Source organism: Alteromonas sp. RKMC-009, assembly GCF_003584565.2.
Taxonomy (GTDB): Bacteria; Pseudomonadota; Gammaproteobacteria; order Enterobacterales; family Alteromonadaceae; genus Alteromonas.
Window position 1 is genome coordinate 2,699,642 of record NZ_CP031010.1, and the last position, 17,382, is coordinate 2,717,023.

The following is a 17,382-nucleotide window of genomic DNA, read 5'->3' on the forward strand; positions in this document are numbered from 1 at the left end:
TATAGGACGACACCCCGGCGATGTCAACTGAGATCGCCGAAGAGTCACCGAAAGTTTGATATGTGTTGTAATATCAGCGTATATCCATCACGCTTTTTTGCGATATCACATACCTTTACGCGACTTTTTTATTAAAAGTTTTCCAGCGCAGTTAAAACTCTTTTTGCTGATACCGGATAGGCGGTGCCAAGTTGCTGGGCAAACAGAGAAACACGCAGTTCCTCAATCATCCAGCGGATCTCAAGCAGCTCAGCAGGTGCCTTATTCTGCGGGTATTTATTACAGGCTTTATTGAACGCAGTCACTGCTTTTTCAATGGTTTGCTGATGCATGCGGTCTTTATTCGGATCAATGGGCAGCTTTTCCAGGCGTCGCGCCAGTCCCTTAATATAGCGGTTCCAGTCCGGTAGTCTTCCGCGTCCTAAATCAGAGACAAAACCGGGATAAACCAGTATAGACAGATGCTGTTTCACATCGCCAAGGGCACTGACCATGTTGAGCGGTACATTGCCCTTCATTTGCTTCTGACACTGGTGTGCGAGAGTGAGCCCCTCTTCCACCTGACCGGCAATATCCAGCACCACATCATTAATTTCAGCCCTGACAAAATCGACGCACTGTTTAAAGGTTTCAGCGTCACGTATTTCAACACCTTGTGATTGTTTAAACGTGTTGGCCAAATCATCAATACCGGCCAGTATACAGTCGTCAATGAGGGCTTTGATCTGGCCGAAAGGATTAAAATACAAACCCAGTTTTGCTTTGTTCGGCAATTTACTTTGCAGATAGCTGAGCGGCGACGGCATGGCGTTACGGATAAGCACGTTGACGCCGTCCTGATGCTGTTGTTTCGCTTTTTCAGGCTCGTCCACCAGTACTATATCAACTTTGTCACCACGGCGGACCAGAGCGGGAAACGCCTGTACTTCAAAGCCCCCCATCTTTTGCGTAAAGGTTTCCGGCAGCTTTTCAAAATCCCAGCTTTCCAGCCCTTTACGCTCAAGTTCCGGCGTTGCGGCCTTTTCAAAGGTGGCTTTCACCTGCCCCTGACATTGCTTCTTCAATGCTTCCAGATCATCACCACGGGCAATCACCTCACCTTTGTCATTAACCACAGCAAAGTGCATTTTGAGATGCCGTTCAAGCTGAGAGAGCTGCCACTCTTCTTCTTCCACAATAACACCGGTCATACGGCGCAGTTTGTCAGACAAAGCCTGTAAAAGCGGCACCGGCTGACCGTGCTTGTCAAAGGCGCTGATATCTTCAAGGCAGGCTTCTGCATAATTCGGTGCAGGCACAAAATTTTTGCGTAAACGTTTAGGCAGGCTTTTAATCAGGCTGACAATCAGTTCGTGTTGTAAACCCGGCACCAGCCAGTCAAACCCCTTATCTGATACCTGATTTAATATGGGTAACGGAATGGTTGCCGTTACCCCGTCATCATCGGCATTGGGCTCGAAATGGTACCGTAAAGGCAGCGTAATATTGCCCTGCTTCCAGACATCGGGAAAGGCGTTGGCGGTCTTCGCGCCGGGCTGCTGGCGGTACACATCCTCTTCGGTGAAGGCGAGAATGTTCTTGTCGGATTGTTTTTGCCACCACTTTTTAAACGCGGCTTCGTTATTAACATCCACCGGTAAACGCTGTGCATAAAAGGCCACCAGCGCTTCTTCGTCAACCATGATGTCCCGGCGCCGGGTTTTCTGCTCAAGCTCATCCACCTGATCAAGCAATGCCTGGTTATCTGCCAGCACGCTGTTATTCAGTTTGGTATCACCTTCAATTAACGCGTGACGGATAAACAAATCCTGAGACACGTGCGGATCAATCTGACTGTAAACCACAGCCCGCTTCGGGATGATGGGCAAGCCAAACAGGGTGACCTTTTCAAAAGCCACCACAGCGCCGCGCTTTTTAGACCAGTGTGGTTCAGAATAGCTGGACTGGGTAACGTGCTTTGCCAGAGGCTCCACCCATACCGGATCAATCTTCGCATTCATGCGGGCAAACAGGCGGGACGTTTCCACCAGCTCTGCCGCCATGATCCACTTAGGTTGTACTTTTGCCAGACCTGAGCCCGGGAAAATCATAAATTTAGAGTTACGTGAGCCGAGATATTCCCGCTCTTTGTCTTTCATGCCCAGGTGCGACAACAAACCGCTGCAAAGCGCCTGATGTACTGACTGAAAATCAGCATCTTGCTTGCTGATCCCCAAACCGATTTCCGCTACAGATTTTTTAAGCTGGCTGACAATGTCCTGCCATTCACGCATACGCAGATAATTGATGAACTGCGCTTTACACCACTTGCGCAACTGATTATTAGACAGCGCAGCTTGCTGTTCTCTGAACGACTGCCACAAATTAAACAGACTGATAAAGTCTGAGTCTTTATCACGGTATTCGTTATGTTTTTCATCTGCCTGCTGACGTTTTTCCTGTGGCCGCTCACGGGGATCCTGAATAGATAAACCGGCAGCAATCACCATGACTTCCCGCACCGCATTCGTGCGCCCGGCTTCGATGACCATACGGGCATAGCGGGGATCAACCGGTAAGCGGGCAATTTTGCGGCCCATGTCCGTTAACTTTGGCTGGCCTTTACCCCGCTTAATCGCCTGAATTTCTTCAAGCAACCTGAAGCCATCGGTTATATTGCGGCTGTCCGGTGGCTGAACAAACGGAAATGCGCCGATATCCCCCAACCCCAGCGCCAGCATCTGCAGGATGACAGACGCGAGATTAGTACGCAGAATTTCCGGATCGGTAAACGCCGGACGACCAAGATAATCTTCTTCACTGTATAAGCGGATACAGATCCCGTCTGATACCCGCCCGCATCGTCCGGCCCGCTGATTCGCAGACGCCTGAGATACCGGTTCAATGGGTAAGCGCTGCACTTTGCTGCGGGCGCTGTACCGTGAAATACGCGCGGTACCCGGGTCAATAACGTATTTAATGCCCGGCACCGTTAACGAGGTCTCCGCTACGTTGGTGGCCAACACTATGCGCTGCCCACTGTGAGACTGGAAAATACGGTTTTGTTCTGCTGCCGACAATCTGGCGTACAAAGGCACAATTTCAGTGTTCCGGTATTGCTGCTTTTGCAGTGCATCCTGGGTATCGCGGATATCCCGCTCACCACTTAAAAACACCAGAATGTCTCCGGGCGCTTCCCGTTTAAGCTCATCAACGGCCCGGACAATGGCATCAGTCTGATCGTTGTCATCTTCCCGTTCTTCAGGATCGTGATAACGAATTTCCACCGGATAGGTTCTGCCGCTCACTTCAACAATCGGCGCGTCATTAAAATGTCTGCTGAAGCGTTCAGGGTCGATGGTCGCCGATGTGATAATAAGCTTAAGTTCGGGACGCTTATCTAATAACTGACGTAGATACCCGAGGAGGAAGTCGATATTAAGACTCCGTTCGTGGGCTTCGTCGATAATGATGGTGTCGTACTGATTTAAAAAGCGGTCCTGCTGCATCTCTGCCAGCAACATACCGTCGGTCATCAGCTTGACGTAACTGCTGTCGCTGACCTGGTCTGAAAAGCGGATTTTGAAACCCACTTTTTCACCTAACGGCGTATTCAGTTCTTCAGCAATACGGCTTGCCACGCTGCGGGCAGCCAGTCGTCTTGGCTGGGTATGGGCAATCATGCCGTCCACGCCCCTACCCAGCTCCAGACAAATCTTCGGAAGCTGAGTGGTTTTTCCTGAGCCGGTTTCCCCCGCCACAATGACCACCTGATGAGAGGCGATGGCCTGTTTGATGTCGTCTTTTTTATCACTGACAGGTAACGGCGGATATTCAATGGCCGGCAAATTCTCCGCCCGCAAAGCACGTTTCGCTTTTGACGCATCAATGCGCTGCAAAACATCACTGATGGCGTCAGCCGCCTGTTCAGACTGAGATTTAATCAACCCGCTGAGTTTTTGAATGCGACGGCGTAAAGGAAAACGATCGGCCAGCATACACAATGACAACTGGTCGTATAATGAAGAAACAGAAGGCGCGGCTGGCTCAGAAGACAAGACTCTTTCCTTACTACTCTGGGACATCGAAAAAGAGGAAGAGTCTACCATAAAGCCGTTATGTTGTTTTGAAGTGACCCCCAATAGTTGGACATTCCAATTACTGGGGGTCTTTTTATGTCCAAACATCCTCGAGCCTTCAAGCTCAAAGTAGCTGAGTGTGCTTTATCTGAAAGTTCTTCGGCGATAGGTGGCAGATTTAATGTCACAGAAAGGCAGGTCCGATATTGGACTGCTGTTTATCGAATTCATGGCGCTGAAAGCTTCAGGTCTACTCACAGGCCATATTCTCAAGCATTTAAAACAGATGTGTTGAAAACAATGGCAGCTAACAACTGGTCACTTAGTTACACCAGCGCCTTCTTCGATTTATCGTCCCCTGGGATTCTTTTCCAATGGCAAAAGCTTTATGCTCACGATGGTATCTCCGGTCTAAAACCAAAGAAAAAAGGTAAACCTCGCGTGAAAAAAGAACCTTCTGCACCTAAACCATCAACTGAAATGACGGAGAAGGAACTCAGAGAAGAGTTGGACTATTTACGTGCGGAGAATGCTGTTCTAAAAAAGTTAGAAGCCTTGGCTCAAGCCAGAAAGAAAAAAGCAAAGACAAAACGATAGTTGTCGAAGAGCTCAAGGCTAGTTACAGCTTACAAAATCTATTAAAAATCACAGGACTCCCGAAAAGCGTTTATTACTATCATCGTAATACGCTAGAACGGTCGTGTCCCGATATTGGCTTAAGCGAAAAAATACGTACTATCTTTCATAAACATAGAGGGCGGTACGGCTATCGCAGAGTTACTTCTGCGCTGAGAACAGTAGGCTTGATAGTTAATCACAAGCGCGTACAACGCCTGATGAATGAGCTGGGGTTAAAATCCAAGGTAAGACCTAAACGTTACAAGTCCTATAAAGGTGAAGTCGGCAGAATCGCAGGCAATGAACTTAATCGAGAATTTACGGCAGTGAAGCCAAATCAAAAATGGGTGACCGATGTGACTGAGTTTAAAGTCAAAGACCAGAAAGTCTATCTGTCACCGATAATTGACCTGTTTAACCAAGAGGTTGTCAGCTATGAAGTACGCACATCGGTTGCACTGCCACTAGTCACAGACATGCTCAAAACCGCGACGAGTAAGCTACAGCGACATGAGAAGCCGCTTATTCACTCGGATCAGGGCTGGCAATACCAACATAAAGAGTACCAAAATCACATCAAAGCAAACGGGCTAGTTCAAAGCATGTCCAGGAAAGGAAATTGTTTAGACAATGCCGTCGCAGAGAACTTCTTCGGCATATTAAAAACGGAAATGTATCACAACGAGAAGTTCAACGATGCCGACGAACTGATTGAAAGCATCAAAGAATATATCGACTATTACAACAACGAGCGTATTAAGCTGAAACTAAAAGGCCTGAGTCCGATACAATATCGAAATCAGGCCTTGGCAGCCGCTTAGAAATGAGTCCAACTTTATGGGGTCACTTCATTTAACGGCTTCGCAATTCGCCGGGGGTTAAACCTGTCCAGCGTTTTACTGCGCGCCGGAAGTTTGTAAGGTCAGAAATGGCAAGCCGCAAGGCACTCTCTTCGTTAGATAACCGGCAAATTTGTAACAGAAATATGGCCTGTTCCCGCCGTACATCATCAACCAGTGCTGAAAATGTGCAATGACAGGCTTTTAGTCTTCGCTTCAGTGTTGCCGGGCTGATATCCAGCGCTGATGCCAGGTCTGTAGCGCAAAGATGCGGGTTACGCATAACTTCATTACGAATAAAATCCGGCAGCTGTCCACCGCTGATTAATTGCTTTTTATAGTGAGAAACCGATGCTTTAAGCAAATAACCATCATGATGCAAAAAAGGTTTCCGTAGTGATGCGTTATCTACCGTAATGTAAAAACAGGGAGAATCGAAATGCAGGCGCCGTCCGAGATGCATTTCGAATTCCGCAATATGACGGGGGCGGGAAAACGGAAAATGAAAACTCAGTGGCAGTCTCTGACCGCACCATTGTTTCGTTAACGCGATGAATGCGGAACAGACCATGAGTGATGCAACATCGAACGCTTTATGTTTGCCGGCACTGTCCCGCAACGCGATCACTATACCCTGCGGCCGGGGGTAAACACCAAACGACACTAACGGCGATATGTGAGATGTAAAGCGACGCAAAATCAGTAAAGCCTGCCTCAGGTTTTTACTGTATCCCATGGCTTTAAGGACACCACTATATTGTGATGTTGCCAATGCCTGTCCGGCCTGAAAGGCAAAATCCCGCACGCCGGCGTATTTATCTGCATTCAGCACCAGGGCAGCTATCTGTAGCGGCGAAAAAGCACGCTCCTGCGTGAGGTCTGTGTCGAAAATACCTGTTCCCCTGAGCACCTTGTTTTTATCTGCCCCTTTGGCACACGCCACATTAAGCAGCGTCTGGCAAAACGGCAATGCGCTGACGCACCGGGCTTCCGGATTCAGCAAAGGCGCTGGAGAAAACTGATGACCCGGCTGTTTCATGCTGCCTGCGTATCCTGATGGTTCAACTGGTCCTGCAGGTCTGACAGCACCCTGCCGCTGTCATGATGCTCATCGAACTCTGCAACAGCGGTACGGACAGACTGAAACAAGGCCGTTGTATTGGCGCCGCTTTTAAATGCCAGACAATGTACCGACGTTTGAATATCGCCGGCAATCCGGCGGGCATCCGGATGTGCTGTCTCAGGCATTAAAATCACGAAACGGTCTCCTGCATAACGGCAAACGAGGTCTGACTCACGCACATGCATGACCAGCAAGCGGGCAATTTCCTGCAAAAACCGGTCACCTTCGGCATAACCGTGGGCTTCGTTAAACCGTGAGAAGCCATTTATATCTATCATAATGGCACTGCCTCTGCCCCCGTGCTGCTTCAGGTCTGTGAGGCGTTCCTGCCAGTAATCCGCCAGATAGAGTTGCGTGACGCTGTCTATCTGTCCATGATTACGTAAAGCCCACTCTCTGCGCTGCAATTGCCTGTTCAGGGCTTTCTGCTCGTCGTGCCAGCCCAGCAATCCGGCTGTCATGATCACCATACCAAAGGCAGCCGGCATAGACTCCAGCATGCTTAACCAGTCTGAAGCTGCGGAATAAGTGAACATTTCATCCAGAAAATCGAGCAATGCGGTAAATGCAAAACAGTTCAGGCCTGCCACCAGCAAGGTAGTTACCCTTCCTGGTGGCCGGCTGGCAATAGCAGCAATAATCCAGGCAAATGCGAACAGCATAACGCTGCCCTCGCCGGTGACATCCAGCCAGGCAATCTCGCCAGTTAGCTTTAACTGGCCATGGGAAAGACTCAAATATAATGCAATGCACTGAGCGCCAATACTGGCACCAATGAGATGACTTTGCCGGTAACGATAAACCGCATTCATAACCTGTAATAACCTTAAATCAGACGGGGAAGTGATGATTTACCCGTTTTATATCTGTGATAACAGGGTCATTTTGGCTCACCAATGTGACAGTCCGGTGATCATTTACTGCGTCAAACTCCCCGTTATCGTAAAAACTCAAATAACTTCAAAGAGTTAATGGAGGGTCAAAATGGCTCACCATTTTATTTTTACAATAATAAATAATAAAATCAGGCATTTATGACAGTCACTGTCATCATGCGGTCACAAAATTGTCATTAACTCTTTCTAGCGTAGCGGCCAGTCACTTAACACAACGTTATAAATTCAGGAATGCACTCATGCTTCGTCTTTCAAAATTGACCACTCATTGTTTAGCTGCGCTCAGCCTTTCTTCTGCTGCGTTGTCAGTGAATGCCGGAGAAATTGCCGGACAACTGACAAACGAAGACAACTCCCGTGTTTTTGCGGGAGCTCAAATCACACTTAAAGAATTGAATCTTATTACCGAATCGCGCAGAGACGGCACCTTCCGGTTTCCTTCTCTGCCCGCAGGTGCCTACACGCTTCAGGTTAGCTATCTGGGCGCGCAACCTGTCACAGAAGTGGTTAATGTAACGGAAACAGGCATTGTTTCTCCTGTTATTGCACTGTCTGATAATGGCAAAGCCATCGCCGATATTCTTGTGAAAGGACAACGCAGCGGCCAGGCAAGTGCCATTAACCAGCAGCGGGTATCTGATCGCATTTCATCCATTGTCTCTGCTGACGCCATTGGTCAGTTTCCTGATCAGAATGCCGCTGAAGCATTGCAACGCTTACCGGGTTTGTCGATTGAACGGGACCAGGGTGAAGGTCGCTTTGTCGGGATCCGCGGTATCGATCCTAACTTAAATAACGTTACCATCAACGGACTTAACATCCCCTCTCCTGAAGCCGGTGTGCGCTCTGTAGCACTGGATGTTATCCCGTCAGAACTGATTCAGACTCTTGAAGTGTCAAAATCGGTCACAGCAGATATGGATGGTGACGCTATCGGTGGTGCCATCGAAGTGAAAAGTGTCAGTGCCTTTGATTATCAGCAGGACACAGCCAAACTTACTATGCAGGCCAGCCACAATGAACTGGTAGATAAAACCAGTCCGAAATTGTCTGGCAGCCTGACACACAAGTTTAACGAATCCTTTGGTGTTGCCGCTGCGCTTTCATGGTTCGAACGTGATTTTGGTTCCGACAATATTGAAAGCAACGGCGATGATGAACTGGAACAGCGTGACTATACCATCACCCGTGAGCGTTTAGGTGCTGCGGTCAATTTCGATTTCCGTCCGGACTTCAACAATCAGTATTTCCTTCGCACCCTTTACAGCGAGTTTTCTGACAATGAATACCGTCAGGCGAACATTTTCACCTTTGATGGCGAAGACTCTGAAATTGCCCGTGAAAGTAAAGACAGATACGAGACGCAAACCATTATGACCGTTGCGGCCGGCGGTGAACACCAATTGGATACCTGGGATATCAACTGGCAGCTGGGTTATGCAAAGTCTGAGGAAGACGAACCGGATGCCCTTTACTACACGTTCGTTCAGGAAAATGCCAGCGTCAGTGCTGACCTCGACACCCGCATTCCGCAGCTCACACAGAATGCAGAAGCCATGCAACTGGCCAATTATGATTTAGACGAAATCAGCTTTGAAGATAACTACATGAAGGATACCGAGACGAGTGCAAAAATTGACTTTGTCCGCGGTATTACCTTAGGCGATTATCAGGGCGAGTTTAAATTTGGTAGCAAATACCGCAGCCGTGAAAAAGTGAATACAAGCCAGATATCCATTTATGATGGTGACTTTGATGGCATCACAGGTGAAGGATTTGAAACTGCTGCTCCGGATTGGAATATTGGTGATTTTGGCGACGGACTGGACAGAAACGCACTGCGAAATAACTTCAACAGTAACCGCAGTGCTCTTGAGCTGGCCGAATTGGACTCAGAAGTTGAGTCTAACGGGGCGTCTTATGTCAACAATGAAGATATCTTCGCGGCCTACGCCATGGTAACAGCCAACATTGATGCCCTTCGTGTGGTTGCCGGTTTACGTTATGAGCGCACGGACTTCAGCACTGACGGTATGCGGGTTGAACTGGTTGAAAATGAAGAAACGGACGTTGAAGAAGTGATCAATACCGCCTGGAACGCGGACCGTGACTACGACAACTGGCTTCCAAGTGTGAACCTCAGATACGACCTGAATGATAAAGTCGTGTTGCGCGGCGCATTTACACAAACTATCGCAAGACCTAAGTTTGAAGATGTGGCGGCATACCAGATCATCGAGAGCAAGACAGAAGAAGACGGCGACAGTTTTGTCACAGCACGGGAAGCCGAAGTGGGTAACCCGCAACTTAAGCCTTACGAATCTACCAACGTAGACCTGTCTGTTGAGTATTATCCCGGTGCAATCGGTGTGCTGTCTGCCGGTTACTTCTATAAAGACATTGATAATTTTGTCGTGTATGCAGACGTAGCCGGTACAGAAGACTGGCAAGGCTATGACGAAGTGGTACAGCCTGTTAACGGTGAGTCTGCCAGCTTACACGGCCTTGAGCTGTCGTGGGTAAAAGCCTTTGATAACGGCTTTTTAATGTCAGCGAACGGTACGTTCTCGTCTTCTGATGCTACTACCCTGCTTGACGGTGAAACATTTGAAACCAGTCTGCCTAACCAGTCAGACACGGTGGGTAACCTTACCCTAGGCTACGAAAACAACCTGGTCAGCCTGCGTCTTACTATGACGTACAAGAGCGAGAACCTGGAAGAAATCGATGGCGATATGCTTCGTATGGAAGACGACCACCACCAGCTTGATTTCTCAGGCAAGTATTACATCAATGATGACATGTTGATTTATTTCAACGGCATTAATCTGAGTGACGAGCCTTACTACCACTATTTCGACCAGCGAAACCGCAATGCGCAGTACGAAGAATACGGTCGTACATTTGAACTTGGATTTACCTGGCAAATGTAACCTGCAGGCACCGTGGTGCGGCTGATGCTGCACCACGATTTTCTTCCCTCAGACTGCTAACGATTTCAATGAGATTTAATGTGAAAAAACAACATACTCCCCTGGCCTTTCTGTTTGCCTCTCTGCTTTTTGCGCCGGGAAAGCTAATAGCCGACCCTGTCACCATCGATGCAACAGCCTTTTCAATTGAAGGTAATCAGTTAACCCCGCTGGTCATTAACAATCAGTTGCATTATCTGGTTACCAGCGAAACCCGGGGCCTGATTCTGACCGGTAAAAATCAGAATATAATCAGCACACTACCCGGTCACTTCAGTCAATCCGATATTCTGCAGCATAACGGCACCCTGACGGTTGCAGCGCTTAACAACGATACCTATGGTGTTGAGCTGTACCGCTACAACACCGGTACTAAAGAGTTTGAAAAACAGCAATCGCTGCAGGCAGATCTGGCTGACATTGAAGCGCTGTGTTTATCTGTTTCCGGTGAAAATCTGACGCTGACTACAGCAGACGCCACAGGACAAATGAAGCAGCACTGGCTGGCAGACGATCACTTTGTAGAAATACGAACCGTTAACACGGGCCCGGGCATTAAAAGTTGCCAGGCCGATGTTCAAAACGGCTATGTGTATCTGGCTGATGAAAATACCGGGTTGTGGCAATACGACCATCACGCCGAAGCCGGTGATGGCCGCTCCCTTATTCTGACGCAACAGCACGGCGTAACTAGCGAAGGCGTTGAAGGTGTCGGCCAGGCAGCCGGACTGACAGTGTTCGTTTCCCCTGACGCCCCGGTGGTGAATGTTTTCCGCAATGACAGCATCAGTGAATTTAAAATAAACGGAGAACATAAATGGGAAGCAGTCAGGGCTGCCCCGTTTAACAACAATACTGTACTCGGCCTTTATGACGATAACAGCGAAAGCCTGTTTACCGCTGTATTACCGGTTTCAGCAACGCAAACGGCGACCCGCCGCACACAATCAGCAGATGGACGTTTAACTGCATTCGCCCAAACCGATCCCGTTGCCCGCTTTGGTGATGCTGCTGACGATCCGGCTATCTGGTACAACGACAAAACACCGGAATCCTCCGTGATTATCGGTACAGACAAAAAATCCGGGCTGGACTTGTATGATCTTTCAGGCAAGCGACTTCAACATCTCAGTGCAGGCAGACTAAATAACGTCGATGTGCGGTCCCGCTGGCAGGTAGCCGGACAGGAACTTGCCATAGCCGCAGCGTCAAACCGCACTACCCGCACGGTTGATATATTTCTGCTGGACCCGGCAACCAGAAACGCTGTACCTGCCGGTAAGCTGCCCTCGCAATTAAACGATCTTTACGGTCTTTGCCTGTATCAACATACAAACGGTGTTGACGTATTGGTAAACGATACGGATGGCAGCTACGAGCGGCATCGCCTCTCATTTGAAGACGACACTGTAACGGGCAAAATCATCGACCGGTTTACCGTTCCTTCACAGCCCGAGGGCTGCGTGGCAGATGATGAAAATGCCATGCTGTATTACGGCGAAGAAGATGCCGGCGTATGGAAACGCAGCCTGGATATCAGTAACCCTGAACCGTCACTGATTGCAAAAGCAGAAGGTGCGGTAAAAGACGATATTGAAGGTATGGGCCTGTTTGATGTGGACGGGGAACGTTATCTGATAGTGTCCAGTCAGGGCAATCACCGCTATGCCGTTTACGCCACAACGGATAACCATTTGTTAGGCACGTTTGATATTGTGCCTGATCTTAAAAAAGGCATCGACGGTGTTTCAGAAACAGACGGGCTGGAAACCATGTCTCTGCCCTTCGGTGAAAACCTGCCGGATGGCTTGCTGGTTGTCCAGGATGGACACAACGTGATGCCTTCACAGCAACAAAACTTCAAGCTGGTTTCCGGTTCACTGCTTGCAGAATTTATCCGCCAGCACCGCCGGAAATAACAGCTCACTGCAAAACAAAGAACGGGCCCTTGCTATGGTTAATAGCAAGGGTTTCTTCTTTTGGATGTCTGCCGTTGTGAGCGGTAACTTAAACAGCCATTTTGTCGTAACCCGACTGAAGCTGCTTATCAATGGCTTTTAGTACAGCGGCACGGTTTATTACGCCAACGAGAGCACCGTCATCGTCGATAACAGGAAAAACCCTCGGGCGTTCGTTAATCAGTCGCTGCGCCACTTCCAGTACAGAATTCCAGGGTTTCACTGCACTGACGGTAGTTTGCATAATGTCTTTCACCCGACACACTTGCTCACGATAATAACTCGACTCAATCATCATCTTCAGACAATCCTGTTCGGATAAGAACCCCGTCACCTGCCCCCGCGCATTTTGAACAGCGCCACCGGTCTGGTTATTTGCCAGAAGTCTTTCAACGGCTTCGGCAACGGTCATGTCTTCGGTTAATTTCACCGGATGATGATTCATATAATCGCTTACTTGCAAAGATTCCATGTTTAGCCTCCAGTACGTCACCATGACGTGTCGTTACTTTCAGCCTAGACCCTCCGTGGCCCGGACGCGAATAAATTCAGCCGGATTTGTACATAATTTTTACAATATTTCCCATTGCTCAAAAATGCCCACGGAAAGAACACCTTTGCCGTCAATTTTCGCTCTGTACATGCCCGCTGAGTTAAACGGAGCTGCAATGTTACCTTCTTTATCAATGGCAATAATGCCGCCGTCACCACCCACCGGTTTGAGCACATCAAAAATAACTGTATCAGACGCCTCTTTTAACGTTGTGCCCTGATATTTCATACGGGTACAAATATCTGCAGCAACGTGATAACGGATGAAAAACTCACCATGCCCCGTCGCCGACACCGCACAACTGTCGTTGTCAGCCCAGGTACCGGCACCAATCACAGGCGAATCGCCTATGCGGCCGTAGCACTTGGCGGTCATACCGCCGGTTGAAGTACCGGCTACCAGATTGCCTTCACTGTCGAGCACGACAGCGCCCACTGTACCGAAACGTTCATTGCCTTTTTGATCGCCGTACAAACCAGCACTTTCCATACGGGCTTTCACCTTTTTGAGTGATTCAAGGCGTCTTTCAGTGTCAAAGATATGATTATCCACCAGCGTCAGTCCCTGCTCTTCTGCAAAAGCTTCTGCCCCTTCACCGGATAGCATGACATGGGGTGATAAGTGCATGACGGCCGACGCTGCAGCGATAGGACTGCGGATGGTTTTTACTCCGGCCACCGCACCGGCATTATGGGTGCCGCCGTGCATTAATGAGGCATCCAGTTCGTGTTCACCTTCCCAGGTATACACAGCTCCGATGCCGGCATTAAACAACGGTGAAGTTTCCAGAATTTGAATGGCAGCAATCACTGCCTTTTCACCGGGTTCGCCCTGCTCAAGCAAAGCGTAGCCTGCTTTTGCTGCTTCACTGAGGGTATCTTTGTAGGCTTTTTCCAGTTCCGGCGTGAAATTCTTCTTTAAAATGGTTCCGGCGCCGCCGTGGATAACAATAGCCACCGGTTTATCTTCAGCCGCCACTACCTGCGAACTTAATGTCAAAGCGCTGCACATCACAGCCGCGAGAAACTTTTTCATTCCTTTTCCTTGTTGTTGTTCATGTTTAACGTCGTCCGGAGGATCAGTTCATCAGCCGCAAACTGGCTTGCACCCTGCTGCGCTGGTATAGTGCCCCGCGTAACGTTTTTCTAATGGATTTTGTTTACCAATGACACAATATGCGCCATCAATGCTATGGCACGATTACGAGACCTGGGGCGCTAACCCGCTCAAAGATACCCCTTCTCAATTTGCTGCCATCCGTACCGATGCAGAATTAAATGTTATTGGAAAGCCCGTTAATATCATGGCGCAAATTGCCAATGATGTGTTGCCCCATCCTCAGGCTTGCCTGATCACCGGCATCACACCACAGCAATCAATGCGTGACGGTATGATTGAGGCTGATTTCGCCAGACGTATCCATGAAGAAATGAGCCAGCCGAACACTTGCGTGGTTGGTTATAACAGTATTCGCTTTGATGATGAAGTCAGCCGCACCCTCTTTTATCGCAACTTTTATGACCCTTATGGCAGAGAGTGGCGAAACGGCAATTCCCGCTGGGATATTATTGATCTCGCCAGGGCCTGCTATGCCCTGCGTCCTGAGGGTATTAACTGGCCGGTGAGAGACGATGGTACACCGGTATTCAAATTAGAAGAACTGGCCAAAGCCAATGAACTGGAACATGGTCAGGCTCACGATGCACTTTCGGATGTCCGCGCTACTATCGCGCTGGCAAAATTAATCAGGCAGCATCAACCAAAACTCTATGACTATGCGTTTTCATTGCGCAGCAAACATGCCGTGTTAAAGCAGATTAATCTGCAGCAGCCTTCTGTGCTGTTGCATATTTCATCTAAAATTCCCGCCAGTCAGGGTTGTTGCACGTGGGTAATGCCAATCGCTATGCACCCCGTTAACAGTAACGCCATTATCGCCGTCGATTTGTCTCAGCCTGTTGAACCATTACTAAACGATGATGCGGATACTATTCGTGAAAAGTTGTACACACCGGCATCAGAGTTGGGGGATGAACCCCGTCCCGGTCTAAAGCTTATTCACATCAACCGGTCGCCTTTTGTCACTACGGCAAAAGCCATGACGGAAGAAAATGCTGAGCGGCTGGGGCTGAACAGAGAGCAGTGCCTGGAAAATTACAAGCGTTTAGCGGCCAGCGATATCACACAAAAGTTGTCTGATGTGTATAACACGCCTCATGATGACGCTGATAATGATGCCGATCATTCCCTTTACAGTGGTGGATTTTTATCAGATGAAGAGCGCCGCTGGTGTGAGCAGGTGCATGCCAGCGCACCGGAAGCGCTTGACCGGCTGGCATCACAAACACAGAACCAGACCTTAAAAACCCTGCTGTTCCGTTATCGTGCACGTAATTATCCTTACACGCTGAATGCTGATGAAATGCACCGCTGGCAGGCACACAGACAATACAGGCTGACTGATAAAGATTCGCCCGCCACGGTTACCCTCGAACTGTTTATGATGGAACTGGAAACGCTGGCGCATGAGCATCAGAACGATCCGAACAGACAAGCTATACTCAGGGCGCTATATCAATACGCTCAAAACCTTTGACCTCATCGCAACTGTCACTATAAAGTAGACTAAAGACGTAGTAGCAGTTTGCCGATATGGTATTGGCGTAGTCTCATGGAACAGAAGATGAAAGGTATTTCTTTCAGTTACAACAGCGATACTCAGTTTGTCACCCTTAGCTTACTTCCTGCCGAAATGGAAAAGGAAGCAGATCTGAGCACCATTAAATCTGAATTAGCCAGTGGTGCTTACAGCGATTTTTATCTGTCAGAAAAAGCCCTGAAATCAGCCTGTGACAAAGCAAACCTCTATCATAAAACCGGCGACAAGACACCGGTTACCGCAGACATTGCTGAATTGCGTCATGCAGAAGTCGACTTTGTTGTCAGTGAAGACAACATGCACGCCACTTTGCGGCTTACAGCTCCCTACGGCGGCAGAATGCCTAATGCCATCACTATCCGTAACCTCGCCTGGAAACAGCGCATACGCCGTGGCGTTGGCATGCGCCACATCAATATGCTATTGAAAGAAGCGGAAAAAGCAGAACCTGGCCAGGTGCTCAAGGCTGTAGTGGCCAAGGGGCTCCCTCCCAGAAATGGAAAGGGTTCAAGATTTATACCGCTGGTCCCGAATGCACTTGAGCGGGTCCTCAAGCCTCAGACCAGTGACGGCGAAAAAGCGGATCTCCGGAATCTTGGCGACGTCATTTGTGTGAAAACCGGCACACCGGTAGTGCGCAGAACAGCACCGACTCAAGGCCGTAAAGGCTATGACGTTAAAGACACGGTACTTTACCCCAAGCCCGGTGAATGGCTGGAATTTAAAATGGGTTCCGGTACCGCCGTCAGTAATGAAGATGAGAACATGCTGGTGGCGACGATTTCCGGGATGCCGAAATACCATGAACTCCGCATGAATATTGACGACACCTTTATCTGCAATGGTGTCAATGTGGGCAGCGGACATGTCACCTATGACGGTGCTGTTCTGGTGAATGGTGATGTTGCAGAGAAAATGAAAATCAAAGCAACCAAAGACATCACGATTAACGGCTTTGTTGAATCTGCAATCATTGAAGCCGGCGGCGATATCATCATCACTGAAGGTGCAATGGGTAAGGTTACCGATAACGCTGAAGGTTATGCATGCACGCTTATCGCAGGCGGCAGCATTCACGTTCAGCATGGCCAGGGGCTGGATATTATTGCCGGTAAGAATATTACCGTGGGCAGACAAATGGCCTACAGCCGCCTGAAGGCCGGTGGTTCTGTCACTATAGGAAACATATCCAAACCAATGGGTAATCTGTTTGCCTGCGAAATCGTCTGCGAAGACAAAGTTGAAGCCGGCACACTGGGCGCGATTTCAGGCAGTACGCTGAAAGTTGATTTTACTGCGGGGATGAGTGCATTGATGGAGCGTAAAGAAACCATTGATGAACTGCTACGTCAGTTACGGGAGAATAACTCCCGCCACAGAGAAAAGCTGGAGGTCATCTCCGGTCGTACCATCCATAAAGATTTAAAGCACAAAATAACCGAAGCAAAATCTCTTCTGAATAATGAAACAGCGTTATTAAACTGGCTGGAACTGAAAGCGTCGGAATTGAAGAAGCTGAAAACGCAATATGAAAACCGAATTCAGCTGAAGGCCAACAAACGAATTTACGCCGGCGTATCAGCCAAACTGAATAACCGTAACTGGCGCTCAGAACGGGAATACGAGCGCTGCAAAATCCGCTATGAAGGTCATCAGTGGCACTATGAGCCGGATACCTCCGGCTAAGCCTCGCCGGCCTTACTCTT

Annotated in this window: 11 protein-coding genes; 6 read left to right on the forward strand and 5 right to left on the reverse strand. The window is 48.8% G+C overall.

All coding sequences use genetic code 11. From position 1 onward, the window contains the following. Positions 1-131 precede the first annotated feature (131 nt). Entirely contained in the window at positions 132-3,977 is a 3,846-nt protein-coding gene (gene hrpA / locus DS731_RS11990; RefSeq protein WP_232373561.1) for an ATP-dependent RNA helicase HrpA, read from the reverse strand. A 177-nt stretch (positions 3,978-4,154) separates the two neighbouring features. Between hrpA and DS731_RS11995 the strand changes: the two genes are divergently transcribed. Further along, a complete protein-coding gene (locus DS731_RS11995) occupies positions 4,155-4,655 on the forward strand; it encodes a helix-turn-helix domain-containing protein (protein WP_119500931.1) in 501 nt (166 codons plus the stop codon). After that, positions 4,652-5,497: an IS3 family transposase gene (locus tag DS731_RS12000; RefSeq protein ID WP_232373549.1), complete on the forward strand. Its 846-nt coding sequence runs from the start codon at positions 4,652-4,654 to the stop codon at positions 5,495-5,497. The genes DS731_RS11995 and DS731_RS12000 overlap by 4 nt, the downstream gene beginning before the upstream one ends. 31 nt (positions 5,498-5,528) lie before the next feature. On the opposite strand, the gene DS731_RS12005 is transcribed toward DS731_RS12000, so the two are convergent. Both DS731_RS12005 and DS731_RS12010 read right to left on the reverse strand, forming a co-directional pair. Next, positions 5,529-6,554, reverse strand: a complete 1,026-nt coding sequence (locus tag DS731_RS12005; protein WP_119501550.1) for a helix-turn-helix transcriptional regulator — start codon at positions 6,552-6,554, stop codon at positions 5,529-5,531. Beyond that, positions 6,551-7,450 (reverse strand): GGDEF domain-containing protein, encoded by a 900-nt coding sequence (locus DS731_RS12010; protein WP_119501551.1) that lies wholly within the window; start codon positions 7,448-7,450, stop codon positions 6,551-6,553. Before DS731_RS12010 ends, DS731_RS12005 begins: the two co-directional genes overlap by 4 nt. Positions 7,451-7,773: 323 nt before the next feature. Here DS731_RS12010 and DS731_RS12015 point away from each other — a divergent pair, with 323 nt between their 5' ends. Further along, complete coding sequence (locus tag DS731_RS12015; protein WP_119501552.1) at positions 7,774-10,467, forward strand: TonB-dependent receptor; 2,694 nt, start codon at positions 7,774-7,776, stop codon at positions 10,465-10,467. Between the two features lie 80 nt (positions 10,468-10,547). Then, complete coding sequence (locus DS731_RS12020; protein ID WP_161599150.1) at positions 10,548-12,425, forward strand: phytase; 1,878 nt, start codon at positions 10,548-10,550, stop codon at positions 12,423-12,425. Between the two features lie 88 nt (positions 12,426-12,513). Here the strand turns inward: DS731_RS12020 and DS731_RS12025 are convergent, their stop codons facing one another. After that, entirely contained in the window at positions 12,514-12,936 is a 423-nt protein-coding gene (locus DS731_RS12025; protein ID WP_119501554.1) for a CBS domain-containing protein, read from the reverse strand. A gap of 99 nt (positions 12,937-13,035) precedes the next feature. After that, on the reverse strand, positions 13,036-14,052 hold the full coding sequence (locus DS731_RS12030; RefSeq protein ID WP_119501555.1) for an isoaspartyl peptidase/L-asparaginase family protein: 1,017 nt from the start codon (positions 14,050-14,052) through the stop codon (positions 13,036-13,038). 130 nt (positions 14,053-14,182) lie between these two features. Between DS731_RS12030 and sbcB the strand changes: the two genes are divergently transcribed. Both sbcB and DS731_RS12040 read left to right on the forward strand, forming a co-directional pair. Continuing rightward, positions 14,183-15,613: an exodeoxyribonuclease I gene (gene sbcB, locus DS731_RS12035; protein ID WP_119501556.1), complete on the forward strand. Its 1,431-nt coding sequence runs from the start codon at positions 14,183-14,185 to the stop codon at positions 15,611-15,613. An 87-nt stretch (positions 15,614-15,700) separates the two neighbouring features. Next, entirely contained in the window at positions 15,701-17,362 is a 1,662-nt protein-coding gene (locus DS731_RS12040; RefSeq protein ID WP_119501557.1) for a DUF342 domain-containing protein, read from the forward strand. The last annotated feature ends 20 nt before the right edge of the window (positions 17,363-17,382 follow it).